Origin of the sequence: Microbacterium sp. LWO12-1.2, assembly GCF_040675875.1 — a bacterium.
Lineage (GTDB): Bacteria > Actinomycetota > Actinomycetes > Actinomycetales > Microbacteriaceae > Microbacterium.
On the sequence record NZ_JBEGII010000001.1, the window covers coordinates 1,041,721 to 1,055,257 of the forward strand.

Sequence of the window (13,537 nt, forward strand, 5' to 3'; positions counted from 1 at the left end):
GCGGAGCGACGAGGCGGCTCCGGTACAGTGGAGGTGATCGCGCCCCCATGGTGTGCGGCGCATCGGCCCCTACTGCGCTGCCCCAAAGGATCCTCTGTGCCGAAGCCCGTCGTCCTCATCGCCGAAGTTCTCTCTCCCGCCACGATCGAGGCTCTGGGCCCCGACTTCGACGTCCGTGACGTCGACGGCACCGACCGCGAGGCGCTCTTCGCCGCGCTGTCCGATGCGGATGCGGTGCTGGTCCGATCCGCCACGCGCATCGATGAGGAGGCACTGGCGCACGCTCCGAAGCTCAAGGTGGTCGCTCGGGCCGGCGTCGGCCTCGACAACGTCGACATCAAGGCCGCGACCGCGGCGGGTGTCATGGTCGTCAACGCGCCGACCTCCAACATCGTCTCGGCAGCCGAGCTCACGGTCGGACACATCCTGAGCCTCGCGCGCCGCATCCCCGCCGCGCACGCCTCGCTGTCGGCCGGGCAGTGGAAGCGCAGCTCCTTCACGGGTGCTGAGCTCTTCGAGAAGACCGTCGGAATCGTGGGTCTCGGTCGTATCGGCGCGCTGGTCGCCGCGCGTCTCTCCGCGTTCGACATGCGCGTGGTCGCCTACGACCCCTACGTCACCTCGGCTCGCGCACAGCAGCTCGGAGTGCAGCTCCTCTCGCTCGACGAACTCGTCGCCGAGTCGGACTTCCTCACCATCCACATGCCGAAGACGCCCGAGACCACCGGGATGATCGGCGCCGAGCAGTTCAAGGCCATGAAGCCGACCGCCTTCGTGGTGAACGTCGCGCGCGGCGGACTGATCGACGAGGTCGCCCTGCACGAGGCGCTGGTCGCCGGCGAGATCGCCGGTGCCGGTCTCGACGTGTTCACCTCCGAGCCTCCTGCGGAGGGCGGCACGGCTCGTCCGCTGCTCGACCTGCCCAATGTCGTCGTCACCCCGCACCTCGGGGCGAGCACGGAAGAGGCGCAGGAGAAGGCCGGCGTCTCGGTCGCGCGTTCCGTGCGCCTGGCGCTCGGCGGAGACCTCGTGCCGGATGCCGTCAACGTGGCCGGCGGCGTCATCGACCCGTACGTGCGTCCCGGTATCTCGTTGGTCGAGAAGCTCGGTCAGATCTTCGCCGCGCTGGCGACCTCGCCGCTCACGAGCCTCGACGTCGAGGTGCACGGCGAGCTGAACGACTACGACGTCAGCGTGCTCAAGCTGGCGGCGCTCAAGGGCGTGTTCACGAACATCGTGAGCGAGACCGTGTCGTACGTGAACGCTCCGCTGCTCGCCGAGCAGCGCGGCATCGCCGTGCGTCTGCTCAAGGATGACGTGAGTGACGAGTACCGCAACATCATCACGCTCAGCGGTGCGCTCTCCGACGGCTCGCAGCTCTCGGTCTCCGGCACGCTGACCGGACCGAAGCAGGCGGAGAAGCTGGTCGGGATCAACGACCACACGCTCGAGTTGCCGATCGAGAAGCACCATGTCGTGATGCTCTACACCGACCGTCCCGGAATCGTGGCCGTGTACGGCCAGAAGTTCGGTGAGGCCGGGATCAACATCGCCGGCATGCAGATCGCGCGTCAGGCTGCAGGCGCTCAGGCGCTGAGCGTTCTCACGCTCGACTCACCGGTGTCGGAGGAACTGCTCGAAGACGTCAGTGCTGCGATCGATGCCGATCTGTTCCGCCAGATCGAGCTCACCGAAGTCTGATCCACCGAGCTGAACGAAGAGGCGGGGGCGTGATGCTCCCGCCTCTCGTCTGCGCCGGGGGAGTCAGGACGTGGCGCGGAGCACCAGCTCGATGAGCGCGGCGAGTTCTTCGCGATGCGGGACCAACCGCTCGGGGCCGTGCACGTCGAGCGAGTTGTTGAAATAGAGGCCGTCGCTGAGCAGCATCACCAGATCGAGGCTCGTAGCATCGCGGACGTGCGGACGGATCTCGTCGGCCCACCGTCCCCGCGTGTGCCGCAGCATGTCGGCGGCGGGAATGGAGCCGCCCTGCGCGAGGCGCGTGGTCGCGATGAGTGCTCGGTCCAGGGCGTCGTCCTCCATGACGGAGGTGCGCACGTAGTACGCCACCGGTCCTTCTTCCGCTGCGGCCATGCGTGCCAGGTCGGCGGTCGTGAGGGCGTCCAGACGTTCCAGCATGCCGGCCTCGAGCTCGTCCTTGGAGCCGAAGTGGTAGAGGAGGCCGCCCTTGGAGACACCTGCCGCCTTCGCCGTGGCTTCGAGGGTTGCCGCCCGTTCTCCGTCGGCGATGACGATGGCTTCGAAGGCATCGAGGACGCGTTCACGGGCCAGGGGTGGTCGGGGCATTCGGGATCCTCTGCGCGGGGGAGACGACGGGATTCTGTTACTATACCATCCGGACGGTTTAGTAAGAGGTCGTCCCTGTGATTCTGAGAGGTGTTCCATGACCCGTACTGCGTCGATCCCGACGACAGAGACGGATGCTCCCCGCGTCGGAGCCCGTGGCTGGGCGGCGCTCGTCGTCCTCATGCTGCCGGTGCTGCTGGTGTCGGTGGACAACACGGTGCTGAGCTTCGCGCTTCCCGAGATCTCCATCGCGCTCGCGCCTTCGGGCGCCGAGCAGCTGTGGATCATCGACGTCTATCCCCTCGTGCTCGCCGGACTCCTGGTGACCATGGGGACGCTCGGCGACCGCTTCGGCCGCAGGAAGATGCTCCTGATCGGAGCGACCGGGTTCGCAGCGGTCTCCGCTCTCGCTGCCTTCGCACCGACGGCCGGCCTGCTGATCGCCGCCCGCGCGCTCCTCGGCTTCTTCGGGGCGATGCTCATGCCCTCGACCCTCTCGCTCCTGCGCTCGATCTTCCAGAACCGCGATCAGCGCCGCATGGCGATCGCGGTGTGGGCATCCGCGTTCTCGGCGGGCTCCGCACTCGGTCCGATCGTGGGCGGCTTCCTCCTCGAGCACTTCGCCTGGGGATCGGTGTTCCTCATCGCTGTCCCGGTGCTCATTCCGCTTCTCATCGCCGCACCCTTGCTCGTGCCGGAGAGCCGTGACCCGAACCCGGGCCGCATCGACCCGATCAGCATCGCACTGTCGATGGCGGCGATGATCCCCGTGGTCTACGCGATCAAGTCCCTCGCGGTCGACGGCCCCAGCCTCACGGCGGGCGGGTGGGCGCTCCTGGGCATCGTGATGGGCTACCTGTTCGTGCGGCGTCAGCTGCGCGCCGACATCCCGATGCTCGACATGGCGCTGTTCCGCCGAGGATCGTTCTCCGGCGCAATCCTGGTGAACCTGCTCAGCGTCGTCGCGCTGGTCGGCTTCCTCTACTTCGTGTCGCAGCACCTGCAGCTCGTCCTCGGCCTCTCGCCGATGACGGCGGGTCTGGCGCTCGTGCCGGGAATGCTCGCGATGATCGTCGCAGGTCTCACGGTGGTGCCGATCTCACGTCGGGTACCGCCGCACGTGGTGGTCCCCGCCGGACTCGCGTTCTCGGTGGCGGGATACCTGATCGTGGCGTTCACGACGCACGAGCACGGAGTCGCACCGCTGGTGATCGCCTTCGTGGTGCTCGGCATCGGCATCGGTGCCGCCGAGACGATCTCGAACGAGCTCATCCTCTCGAGTGCGCCGGCGGAGAAGGCGGGCGCGGCCAGCGCGGTCTCCGAGACCGCCTACGAGCTCGGCGCCGTTCTCGGTACCGCGATCCTGGGTGGCCTCATCACCGCGTTCTACCGGGGAGCGCTCGTGCTGCCGGAGGGGCTGCCGGCCGAGGTGATGCACGCGGCCAAGGAGACTCTGGCCGGCGCGTACACCGCGGCCCACGAGTTGCCTGCCGCTCTCGGCGACGCTCTCTGGGAAGCAGCATCCGCGGCATTCGGCTCCGGTGTCATGGTGACGTCGTTGATCGGCGCGGCATTGGTCGTGGTGGCCGGTGTGATCGCGGCCGTCACACTGCGCACGCGCACCTCGCACTGACCAGTACGCTGGATGAACCGGCCCTGACGACCTCTCATGGACGCGGGTCGGTTCATCCCGGTGCAAGGAGAGTCATGTCGCGTGTCGTGAAGCTGGCCGTCATCCCCGGAGACGGGATCGGCCCTGAGGTCATCGCCGAAGCGGAGAAGGTGCTCGACGCGGTCACCGCCGACAGCGACGTCCGCTTCGAGAAGACGCGCTTCTCGCTCGGCGCCGGACGCTTCCTCGAGACCGGCGACACGCTGACCGACGACGACCTCGCCGCGATCACGGCGCAGGACGCGATCCTTCTCGGAGCCGTCGGCGGAACGCCGGGCGACCCCCGTTTGAAGGACGCGAACATCGAGCGCGGTCTGCTGCTGAAGCTGCGCTTCACGCTCGACCACTACGTGAACCTGCGACCCTCGAAGTTGTTCGTCGGCGCACCGGGCCCGCTGGCGAACCCCGGTGACATCGACTTCGTCGTGGTGCGTGAAGGCACGGAAGGACCGTACGTGGGCAACGGCGGCGCGATCCGCGTGGGAACCCCGCATGAGATCGCGAACGAGACCTCGGTCAACACGGCCTTCGGTGTCGAGCGCGTCGTGAGCCACGCCTTCCAGCTGGCCGCGCGCCGGCGTCAGAAACTGACGCTCGTGCACAAGACCAACGTGCTCGTGCACGCCGGCGCGATCTGGAAGCGCATCGTCGACGAGGTCGCCACGGAGCACCCTGACGTCACGGTCGACTACCTGCACGTGGACGCGGCGACGATCTTCCTCGTCACCGACCCTGCGCGCTTCGACGTGATCGTCACCGACAACCTCTTCGGTGACATCCTCACCGACCTCGCCGGTGCCGTCACGGGCGGTATCGGCTTGGCGGCGTCCGGGAACATCAACCCGGACGGCACCTTCCCCTCGATGTTCGAGCCGGTGCACGGATCGGCTCCCGACATCGCAGGGCAGCAGAAGGCGGACCCGACGGCGGCGATCCTCTCGATCGCGCTGCTGCTGGACCACCTCGGATTCTCGGCCGAGGCTGCGCGCGTCAGCGCCGCCGTCGAGGCCGATATCGCGGGTCGCAGCGGCGCCCGCTCCACCGCGGAGATCGGCTCCGCGATCACCGCCCGCCTCTGACCGGCAGGCGTAGGCTGAGACGGCGCAACGATGCGCCCACCCACGAGGAATGGATGACGACTATGACGACCATCGATGCTGAGACGGCCGTGGCGCCGCTCGATTTCGCCGTGACCAAGAACCTTGCTGCGGCGACGCCCGCACGAGTCGCCGAAGTGCTCGAGAACCCGGGCTTCGGCGTCGTGTTCACCGATCACATGGTCGACATCTGCTGGTCGGCCAAGGGGGGATGGCACCGTCCGCGGGTGCAGCCGTATGGCCCGATCCCGCTCGACCCCGCCGCGTCCGTGCTGCACTACGCCCAGGAGATCTTCGAGGGCATCAAGGCGTACCGCCACGAGGACGGCTCGATCCACACGTTCCGCCCCGACCGCAACGCCGCGCGACTGCAGGCGAGCGCCCGGCGCCTGGCACTGCCGGAGCTGCCGACGGAGTACTTCATCCAGTCGCTGCGTGAGCTCGTGGCCGTCGACGGCCGGTGGGTGCCGTCCGGGGCTGACCAGAGCCTGTACCTGCGGCCGTTCATGTTCGCCAAGGAGGCGTTCCTCGGCGTCCGCGCGGCACAGAAGGTCGCCTACTACGTGATCGCGAGCCCCGCCGGCGCCTACTTCTCCGGTGGCGTGAAGCCGGTGCGCATCTGGCTGTCCGAGGACTACGCGCGTGCGGGCAAGGGCGGCACGGGCAAGGCGAAGACCGGCGGCAACTACGCGTCGAGCCTGCTCGCGCAGAGCGAGGCGAGCGCGAAGGGCTGCGACCAGGTCGTGTTCCTGAACGAGAACCGCTTCGTCGAGGAGCTCGGCGGCATGAACGTCGTGTTCGTCTTCAAGGACGGCCGCGTCGTGACGCCCGAGTCGGACAGCATCCTGGAGGGCATCACGCGCGACTCGCTGCTGCAGCTCGCCGAGGATCGCGGCTACACCGTGGAGAAGCGACCGATCTCGATCGACGAGTGGCGTTCCGGCGTGGCTTCCGGCGAGATCGTCGAGGTCTTCGCCTGCGGTACCGCCGCGGTCGTGACTCCGATCGGCGCCCTGGTGGGCGACGGCTTCGACGAGCCGCAGCCGCTGGGTGAGCTCGCCCTCTCGCTGCGCGAGGAGCTGACCGACATCCAGTACGGCCGCCGCGAGGACAAGCACGGCTGGCTGCTGCGTCTCGACGCCTGATCTTCTCGGCGCGATGCCGAGACACCGCTTCACCGACGAGACCCCGTCCTGCTGACGTCCGCAGGGCGGGGTCTCGACGCGACAGCGGGGCCTCGATGGTCCGCCGTCTGGCTAGGCTGGATGGATGAAGATCGCCCGGTTCAGTCACGACGACGCCATCATGTACGGAATCATCGACGGGAGCGACCTCGTCGTTCTCGCCGGGGACCCCCTGTTCGTAGGGTACGAGACGACGGGTGACCGTGTGCCGCTCGCCGACGCGGTGCTGCTCGCTCCGGTGATCCCGCGCTCCAAGGTCGTCTGCGTCGGCAAGAACTATCACGATCACGCCGCCGAGATGGGGGGAGTGGCGCCTGAGGAACCGCTGTTGTTCCTGAAGCCGAACACGTCTGTGATCGGCCCCGGTGACGTGATCGTGCGCCCCGCACTCTCCGAGCGCACCGAGTACGAGGGCGAGCTGGCGGTCGTGATCGGCAAGATCGCGAAGAACGTGAAGGCCGCCGACGCCCTCGACCACGTGCTCGGATACACGATCGGCAATGACGTCACGGCCCGTGATCTGCAGCGCAAAGACGGCCAGTGGTCGCGCGCGAAGGGCTTCGACACGTTCTGCCCGCTCGGACCCGTGATCGAGACGGACTTCGACCTCGCGACGGCGAGCGTCGAGACCCGCGTGAACGGCGAGGTCCGACAGCACGCGCCACTCACCGACATGATCCACTCCGTGCCGGCGATCATCGAGTACGCCTCAGCCGTGTTCACGCTGCTCCCCGGTGACGTGATCCTCACCGGTACTCCCGCGGGTGTGGGCACCTTCGAAGCCGGCGACACCGTCGAGGTGGAGATCACCGGGCTCGGCATCCTGCGCAACGCCGTGCGCGACGCACCGCGTTCGTGATGAGCACTGCGGCGCTGACGGCCACCGAGCAGGCGGTCGTTCAGCGACGCACCGTCCTGATCCTCTCGCTCGGTCAGGTGCTCGGCGGTATCGCGTTCGGGGCCACGGTATCGCTGGGAGCGTTGCTGGCGGCAGACCTCTCCGGAAGCGATGCGCTGTCCGGCCTCGCCACGGCATCCGTGACGCTCGGCGCGGCGCTGTGCGCGATCCCGCTCGCCCGGCTGGCGGCGAAAGTCGGACGCCGTCGCGCCCTGACACTCGGCAACCTCTTCGCCCTGGTCGGGATCGTGGTGGTGATCCTCGCCGCAGCGCTGCGGATCTTCCCGCTCCTGCTTGCCGGCATCCTCATGATCGGGGCGGGCAACGCGGGCAACCTGCAGTCACGCTTCGCCGCGACGGACCTGGCCGCTCCGGTGCATCGGGGACGTGACCTCTCGATCGTGGTCTGGGCCACGACGATCGGCGGAGTCGCGGGACCACTGCTGCTGGCCCCCGGTGAGGTGGTCGGCCAGGCGCTGGGCATGCCCCCGCAGACCGGCTCCTATGTGTTCTCCTTCGTGGCCCAGTGCGCCGCACTCCTGCTCTACCTGGTCGCGCTGCGTCCGGATCCGCTCCTTGCCGCACAGCGGCTCGCCCGCAGCACGGCAGCGACGGTGGGGGCGACCGTTGCCGATCGCCCCGTCGTGGCGCGGTATGCGATCTTCGCTGTGGCGGCATCCCACGTCGTGATGGCATCGGTGATGGCGATGACGCCCGTGCATCTCTCGCACATGGCGCACGGCGCGCATGGGATGGAGGCCACGCCTGCCGATGTCTCGCAGCTCGTCGGCGTGACGATCGCGCTCCACGTGGCGGGCATGTACGCGCTGTCGCCGGTGTTCGGCATCCTCGCCGACCGCTGGGGCAAGCTGCGAGTGGTGCTGCTCGGGCAGGGTCTCTCTGCGGCATCGCTTCTCTTCGCGATCTTCGCGAACGACCAGCCGTGGGGTGTGATGACGGCCCTCATCCTGCTCGGTCTCGGCTGGAGTGCGGCGACGGTCGCCGGCGCCGCGCTGCTGACCGAGGCCTCTGCGCCGGAGCTACGGACCCGACGCCAGGGGCGCAGCGACTCGCTGATGAGTCTGTGCGCGGCCGCGGGTGCCGTGCTCGCCGGGGTCGTGCTGTCGAACTTCCAGTACGCCGGACTGGGCGTCGCCGCGTCCGTGCTCGTCGTCGCGATCGTCGCACTCTCACCGCTCGCCCGGTCGACGCGCTCGTGAAGCCCTGGGCTGGCGTGGGGGAGGCATACGCGTCGTCCTACGCCTCGCTCTGCGCCGGCACGGTCGACGCGCTCCTGAGCGCTCTCGGCCCTCCGAGCGGGCGCCGATTGCTCGACGTCGGTTCAGGCACGGGGGAGCTCGCCGACCGATTCCGCCGTGCCGGGTGGGACGTGACGGCGTGCGAACCGGAGCCGACGATGCGCGCGGTGTCACAACGGCAGTATCCCGAGGTGCCCGTCGTCGCCGGTGGCCTCCCGAAGCTGCCGTTCGCCCCGGCGATCTTCGATGCGGTGACGGCTAACTTCGTGCTCAACCATGTGCCGGATCCGCGAGCATCCGCGCGTGAGATGGCGCGCGTGGCCGCCGCGAAGGCGCCGCTCGGCGCCAGTATCTGGCTGCGGTCGCCGAGCTGGTTCTGGGCGGAGATCGTCGCGCGGGCCGGCATCGTCGCGCCGCCCGGAGAGCGACTGTCGCCGGACAAGGACTTCGCGCGCACGGCTGCGGGGTTCGAGGCGATGCTGGTCGACGGCGGCTGGCAGGGCGTGCGCGTCGAGGAGCTGTCGTGGATCTGGCGCGCCTCGCCGGCCACTCTCTGGACCTCGGCGGAGGGGGGAGTCGCGTCGGCGGGAATGCTCTACCTCGCACTCGACGACGACGACCGGGCACTGTTCCGGCGCACGTTCGAAGCAGTGTGCGCCGAGTACGCCGTGGACGGGATGGTTCCGCTGGAGCACACCGCAGCGGTGGCGGTGGGTCGCGCGCTCTAGAATCGAAGGGATATGGCTACTCCTCACCCCCTCACCACGACCGCCAGCGGTGCCGACGTCCGCGTCCGCTTCTGCCCCTCGCCGACAGGCCTGCCGCACGTCGGCATGGTGCGCACGGCCCTCTACAACTGGGCCTACGCCCGCCACAACGGCGGCAAGCTCATCTTCCGCATCGAAGACACCGACGCCGCGCGAGACAGCGAGGAGAGCTTCCGCCAGCTCGTCGACGCGCTGACCTGGTTGAAGATCGACTGGGACGAAGGGGTCGAGGTCGGTGGCCCGCACGCCCCGTACCGGCAGTCGGAGCGCCACGACATCTACCGCGGTGTGATCGACAAACTGGTCGCCTCCGGCGCCCTGTACGAGAGCTACTCCAACGCGGAGGAGATCGACGCACGCAACGAGGCGAACGGCCGTGCCAAGCAGCTCGGCTACGACAACTTCGATCGCGACCTGACGGACGAGCAGAAGGCGGCGTTCCGCGCCGAGGGGCGTCAGCCTGCGCTGCGGCTGCGCGTGCCGGACGAGGACCTGACGTACGAAGACCTCATCCGCGGCGAGGTGACGTTCCCCGCAGGCTCGTTCCCCGACTTCGTGGTCGTGCGCCCGAACGGCGTACCGCTGTACACGTTCGTGAACCCCGTCGACGATGCGCTCATGGGCATCACCCACGTACTCCGGGGCGAGGACCTGATGCCCTCGACCGCGCGCCAGCTCGCGCTGTACGCCGCACTGATCGAGGCGGAGGTCACGACCTTCGTGCCGCGGTTCGCGCACATGCCGCTGGTACTCGGCGAGACAGGTAACAAGAAGCTCTCCAAGCGCGACCCGCAGGCCGACCTGTTCCTGCACCGCGACCGCGGTTTCATCCCCGAGGGGCTCCTGAACTACCTGGCGCTGCTCGGCTGGTCCATCGGACCCGACCGCGACGTGTTCACGCTCGACGAGTTCACCGCGGCGTTCGACATCGTGAACGTCAACCCGAACCCGGCCCGCTTCGACCAGAAGAAGGCCGAGTCGATCAACGGTGACCACATCCGGATGCTCGACGGCAAGGACTTCGCAGAGCGCACGATCCCGTATCTCGCCGCTGCCGGCCTCTTCGACGAGCCGACGCACGAGCAGCTGGTACAGGCATTCCGCGTCGCACCTCTCGTGCAGGAGCGCGTGCAGCTGCTGGGTGAGGTTCCCGGCATGGTCGGATTCCTGTTCACGGATGACATGTCGTACGACGCCGATGCGCTGAAGGGTCTGCCGGCGAACGCCGCCGAGGTGCTCGACGCCTGCGTCGCCGCTCTGGAGCCGGTGATCGAGTTCACGCCGGAGAAGATCCAGGAGGCTCTCGCCGAGGCACTGGTCGAGAGGCTCGAGCTCAAGCCACGTGTCGCGTATGGCCCCCCGCGCGTCGCCATCACGGGACGGCGGATCTCGCCGCCGCTCTTCGAGTCGATGGAACTGCTCGGCAAGGACGAATCACTGCGTCGCCTGCGGGCGCTGTCGGCGATGCTCGCCGGCTGACACACGACGCGGAGTCGTCTCAGAGGAGGGGGATCGCCTGGCGGTCCTCCTCCTCTTGCTTCTCGCGATTTGGATCCGCCACGCCCGGGGTGCGGAAGACGCGCTCCATTTGGCGGGCGGCGATCGGTCGGGTAAGCTTGACTCTCGGTGCGAGGCTCCGGTTTCGCCCTTGGGGTATGGTGTAATTGGCAACACGACGGTTTCTGGTTCCGTTATTCTTGGTTCGAGTCCAGGTACCCCAGCCATAGTGCTCGCGTTCACATCACGCGCCGAGCGAACCGGTCTCGGTTGAAGATCTGAAGAACTCCCCACGGAATCGCGGGGAGTTCTTTTGTCTGCGCGGTGCGCCTTACACGGCCGTCCTTACGACCTCGTGCTCCCTTGCCATTGCCGTCGCCGTGTCTTCGCTCACCTGTGGACAGAGTTCGAGAGCCACTCGTCGGTCGAACCGCTTCGGGCCGACGCACCACCGCCAGAAACCAGCGGGGCGTGGGGTGCTCGGCGCTGACCCAGTACAGTCGTAGTGCGCTGACGAGGGCCGTGGATGGAATGGATCAGGGGTGAGCAGCGGGGCAAGGAGATTGCGTAGCTTGCGACCAGGTACGCGCTGGGCACTCGGCGGGGTCATCGTCGTGAGCGTGCACGCCGCAGCGGCGGTGTACTTCCATTTCGTCAACCCGTACGAGTCCCAGATCTTCCCGCCGTGCCTGTGGCACCGGATAACAGGTCTGCAGTGCCCCACCTGCGGGGGTACGCGGGCTCTGTACTCGCTTCTTGCGGGTGACTTCCTGCGCTCGTTCGCTATGAATCCTCTGCTCCTCGCGTCATACGTCTCCGGAGGGCTGGTTGTGGGGCAGGCGGCGTTCGAATCGGCGACCGGAAGGCAGGGCCGCTGGCCCATTCGCCTCGCACTCGGACTTGTGTTCGCGGCCTGGGTCTACACCGGAATACTGCGTAACCTGCTGTAGGCGTCGAGGCTGATAGCAGGCTCAGCTATCGCTGCCCGTCCGAGCCACCGCGCCAAGCCGTCTCGTCGCCCCTCTGGCCGAGATCGGGCGCGTCCACGAGACGCGGGACTTCACCCGGGCGCGGTTCGCGACTCTCGATTAGCACGCGCGGTGCCGCCAGCACAAGAGACACATACTGACGGGCGGTACCTCATAAAGTGATCGCCCTGGGGGTAATTTCTCGGCTCTGTGGGCCTCAGCGACCCTTGCCACGCTCGTGGGCAGCATCGCGACTGCCGCGCGCTCCCTCATGCTTCGCAGTCGAGCAGGACCTCTCCCGCATCCCACCGATCGTACTTCCGCAGCCACCTGAAACATGAAAGAGATCAGCCGATGACGCTTCCTCCTCCTCCTGGCCAACCGTCTGATTCCTCTGGATCGCAGCCCTCACGGCCACCCCGGCCTCCGGGGGCGTCGATGCAGCCGCAAGGGTCGAGTGCGGGCACCGGTCGGATGCCCCCGCCCCCGGCAGCGGGATCTCCCCCTGGTGGCCCGCCACCGGGGAAGAAGCGCGCCACGAATGCGGTGGTTGCCGGTGTCGTCGGCGTGATTCCGGGATGCGGCTGGCTCGCGGCGATTCTCGCGATCGCCTTCGGGCTGAGCTCACAGGGAGTCACACGGAGATCAGGACTCGCACCGTACGGGTCCGCCAAGGCGGGCGTCGTGCTCGGCGTGATCGGGCTCGTCATCAACATCATCTTCGTGATCTTGGTGTTCGGGACCGGGAGGTAGTGGGAGATGAGCAACTCGGAAATCTCGCTCTACGAAGTCCTCGAGGTCTCGCCCACTGCCGGTGACGACGCTGTTCGCGAAGCCATCCACGCCGCTCGCCGGAAATGGCAGAGCCGCTCGAACCACCCGAATCTCGCCCAGCGGCAAGTCGCCGAGCAGCGTGTCGCAGCGATCGCGGAAGCCGAGCGCGTCTTGCTCGACCCCGCGTCTCGCGCTCAGTACGATCACTCGCGGTCAGTGCCGCAGCAGAGCTCCAACGGTGGGGCTCCGCGACTGGTGATCCCAGCGACCGGGGCGACCACCTCAGCGAAGATCGACCTGCTCCGGGTGGTGAACGTGTCTCAGCCGTCGCCGGGGCCCTTCGTGCCGGTACTCAACGCCGACAAGAGCCCGGTGATGGCGGAGGGGGAGAACTACCTTCAGCACCTCACTGGGGAAGGTGGATGCTTCTACCAGCCGTGGCCGTCAGCGCCCGTCCAAGACGCCAGCCCGGGATGGGGGAACACGACGCTCTACTTCACTGACCAGCGGTTGATCTTCATCTGCCCGAACTTCGTTCGGCCGAAAGACTCGAGTGTCGAGGTCGATACCGATCTCGGGCTGGGGGTCGCGATCATGGCCGCCGGAGTCCGAGGTCTGTCCCAGGCGGGAAAGAACGCGGCTGCCGCGCGGGCAGTGGCAGGCAAGGCGATGGCTGCCAGCATCCCGTGGGAGTACATCGTCGAGGTCGAAGTGTGGCCGGATGTCGAGTACGGGGGTGCCGCGCTCATCTTCACGATGGTCGGTGGCGACGCGACGTACTCTGTCGGCCTCGGCATCGAGGTGCAGGATCTGAGCTGGTTCCGGCAGCAGGCTGAGTGGGCGATCCAGGTGGCCCTTCATCGGCGTCTCGAATTGCTCGGCGACGGAGTGCTCCCGTCGGAGCGCGCCGCAGTGCAGGCCATCCAGGCGAATCCCAGACCCGACTACGGTCAAGACGGATCCCTGTCCTACATCGCACCCGTCGCGCTCGACGCGGGGAACGCGCTCACCCGGCTGTAGTGCCACGGCATGCATTGCCAGCGGTTACTGGAGCAGGCATGAGAGCGTTCCCGGAGCCTCTCCTGCACGCGGCGGCAGCGGTCTGATCCATCTC

Annotated in this window: 12 protein-coding genes and 1 tRNA gene; 12 read left to right on the forward strand and 1 reads right to left on the reverse strand. The window is 67.9% G+C overall.

Features of this window, described 5'->3' with window-relative positions; genetic code table 11:
- Positions 1–96 precede the first annotated feature (96 nt).
- Complete coding sequence (gene serA / locus MRBLWO12_RS04885) at positions 97–1,701, forward strand: phosphoglycerate dehydrogenase (RefSeq protein ID WP_363553240.1); 1,605 nt, start codon at positions 97–99, stop codon at positions 1,699–1,701.
- A 63-nt stretch (positions 1,702–1,764) separates the two neighbouring features.
- On the opposite strand, the gene MRBLWO12_RS04890 is transcribed toward serA, so the two are convergent.
- Positions 1,765–2,307 (reverse strand): TetR/AcrR family transcriptional regulator, encoded by a 543-nt coding sequence (locus MRBLWO12_RS04890; RefSeq protein WP_363553242.1) that lies wholly within the window; start codon positions 2,305–2,307, stop codon positions 1,765–1,767.
- 97 nt (positions 2,308–2,404) lie between these two features.
- Here MRBLWO12_RS04890 and MRBLWO12_RS04895 point away from each other — a divergent pair, with 97 nt between their 5' ends.
- From MRBLWO12_RS04895 to MRBLWO12_RS04945, 11 genes are all read left to right on the forward strand, one after another.
- On the forward strand, positions 2,405–3,940 hold the full coding sequence (locus MRBLWO12_RS04895; RefSeq protein ID WP_363553244.1) for an MFS transporter: 1,536 nt from the start codon (positions 2,405–2,407) through the stop codon (positions 3,938–3,940).
- 74 nt (positions 3,941–4,014) lie between these two features.
- Positions 4,015–5,058, forward strand: a complete 1,044-nt coding sequence (locus MRBLWO12_RS04900) for a 3-isopropylmalate dehydrogenase (RefSeq protein ID WP_363553246.1) — start codon at positions 4,015–4,017, stop codon at positions 5,056–5,058.
- A 62-nt stretch (positions 5,059–5,120) separates the two neighbouring features.
- Positions 5,121–6,221 carry a branched-chain amino acid aminotransferase gene (locus MRBLWO12_RS04905; protein WP_363553248.1) on the forward strand — a complete coding sequence of 367 codons (1,101 nt, stop codon included), beginning with the start codon at positions 5,121–5,123 and terminating at the stop codon, positions 6,219–6,221.
- A gap of 124 nt (positions 6,222–6,345) precedes the next feature.
- On the forward strand, positions 6,346–7,119 hold the full coding sequence (locus MRBLWO12_RS04910; protein WP_363553250.1) for a fumarylacetoacetate hydrolase family protein: 774 nt from the start codon (positions 6,346–6,348) through the stop codon (positions 7,117–7,119).
- Complete coding sequence (locus MRBLWO12_RS04915; protein WP_363553252.1) at positions 7,119–8,378, forward strand: MFS transporter; 1,260 nt, start codon at positions 7,119–7,121, stop codon at positions 8,376–8,378. The genes MRBLWO12_RS04910 and MRBLWO12_RS04915 overlap by 1 nt, the downstream gene beginning before the upstream one ends.
- A complete protein-coding gene (locus MRBLWO12_RS04920; protein ID WP_363553254.1) occupies positions 8,375–9,145 on the forward strand; it encodes a class I SAM-dependent methyltransferase in 771 nt (256 codons plus the stop codon). The genes MRBLWO12_RS04915 and MRBLWO12_RS04920 overlap by 4 nt, the downstream gene beginning before the upstream one ends.
- Positions 9,146–9,157: 12 nt before the next feature.
- Positions 9,158–10,663 carry a glutamate--tRNA ligase gene (gene gltX / locus MRBLWO12_RS04925; protein WP_363553256.1) on the forward strand — a complete coding sequence of 502 codons (1,506 nt, stop codon included), beginning with the start codon at positions 9,158–9,160 and terminating at the stop codon, positions 10,661–10,663.
- A 170-nt stretch (positions 10,664–10,833) separates the two neighbouring features.
- Positions 10,834–10,908 (forward strand) — tRNA-Gln (locus MRBLWO12_RS04930).
- A 345-nt stretch (positions 10,909–11,253) separates the two neighbouring features.
- Positions 11,254–11,631 (forward strand): DUF2752 domain-containing protein, encoded by a 378-nt coding sequence (locus MRBLWO12_RS04935; protein ID WP_363553258.1) that lies wholly within the window; start codon positions 11,254–11,256, stop codon positions 11,629–11,631.
- Between the two features lie 564 nt (positions 11,632–12,195).
- Entirely contained in the window at positions 12,196–12,402 is a 207-nt protein-coding gene (locus tag MRBLWO12_RS04940) for a hypothetical protein (protein ID WP_363553260.1), read from the forward strand.
- Positions 12,403–12,408: 6 nt separating this feature from the next.
- Entirely contained in the window at positions 12,409–13,443 is a 1,035-nt protein-coding gene (locus tag MRBLWO12_RS04945; RefSeq protein ID WP_363553262.1) for a J domain-containing protein, read from the forward strand.
- Positions 13,444–13,537: the final 94 nt, after the last annotated feature.

Bases quoted from the DNA above. Each gene is read 5' to 3' on its own strand.
- MRBLWO12_RS04890 (WP_363553242.1), bottom strand. From the start codon at position 2,307: ATGCCCCGACCACCCCTGGCCCGTGAACGCGTCCTCGATGCCTTCGAA.
- MRBLWO12_RS04895 (WP_363553244.1), top strand. From the start codon at position 2,405: ATGACCCGTACTGCGTCGATCCCGACGACAGAGACGGATGCTCCCCGC.
- MRBLWO12_RS04900 (WP_363553246.1), top strand. From the start codon at position 4,015: ATGTCGCGTGTCGTGAAGCTGGCCGTCATCCCCGGAGACGGGATCGGC.
- MRBLWO12_RS04905 (WP_363553248.1), top strand. From the start codon at position 5,121: ATGACGACCATCGATGCTGAGACGGCCGTGGCGCCGCTCGATTTCGCC.
- MRBLWO12_RS04910 (WP_363553250.1), top strand. From the start codon at position 6,346: ATGAAGATCGCCCGGTTCAGTCACGACGACGCCATCATGTACGGAATC.
- MRBLWO12_RS04915 (WP_363553252.1), top strand. From the start codon at position 7,119: ATGAGCACTGCGGCGCTGACGGCCACCGAGCAGGCGGTCGTTCAGCGA.
- gltX (WP_363553256.1), top strand. From the start codon at position 9,158: ATGGCTACTCCTCACCCCCTCACCACGACCGCCAGCGGTGCCGACGTC.
- MRBLWO12_RS04945 (WP_363553262.1), top strand. From the start codon at position 12,409: ATGAGCAACTCGGAAATCTCGCTCTACGAAGTCCTCGAGGTCTCGCCC.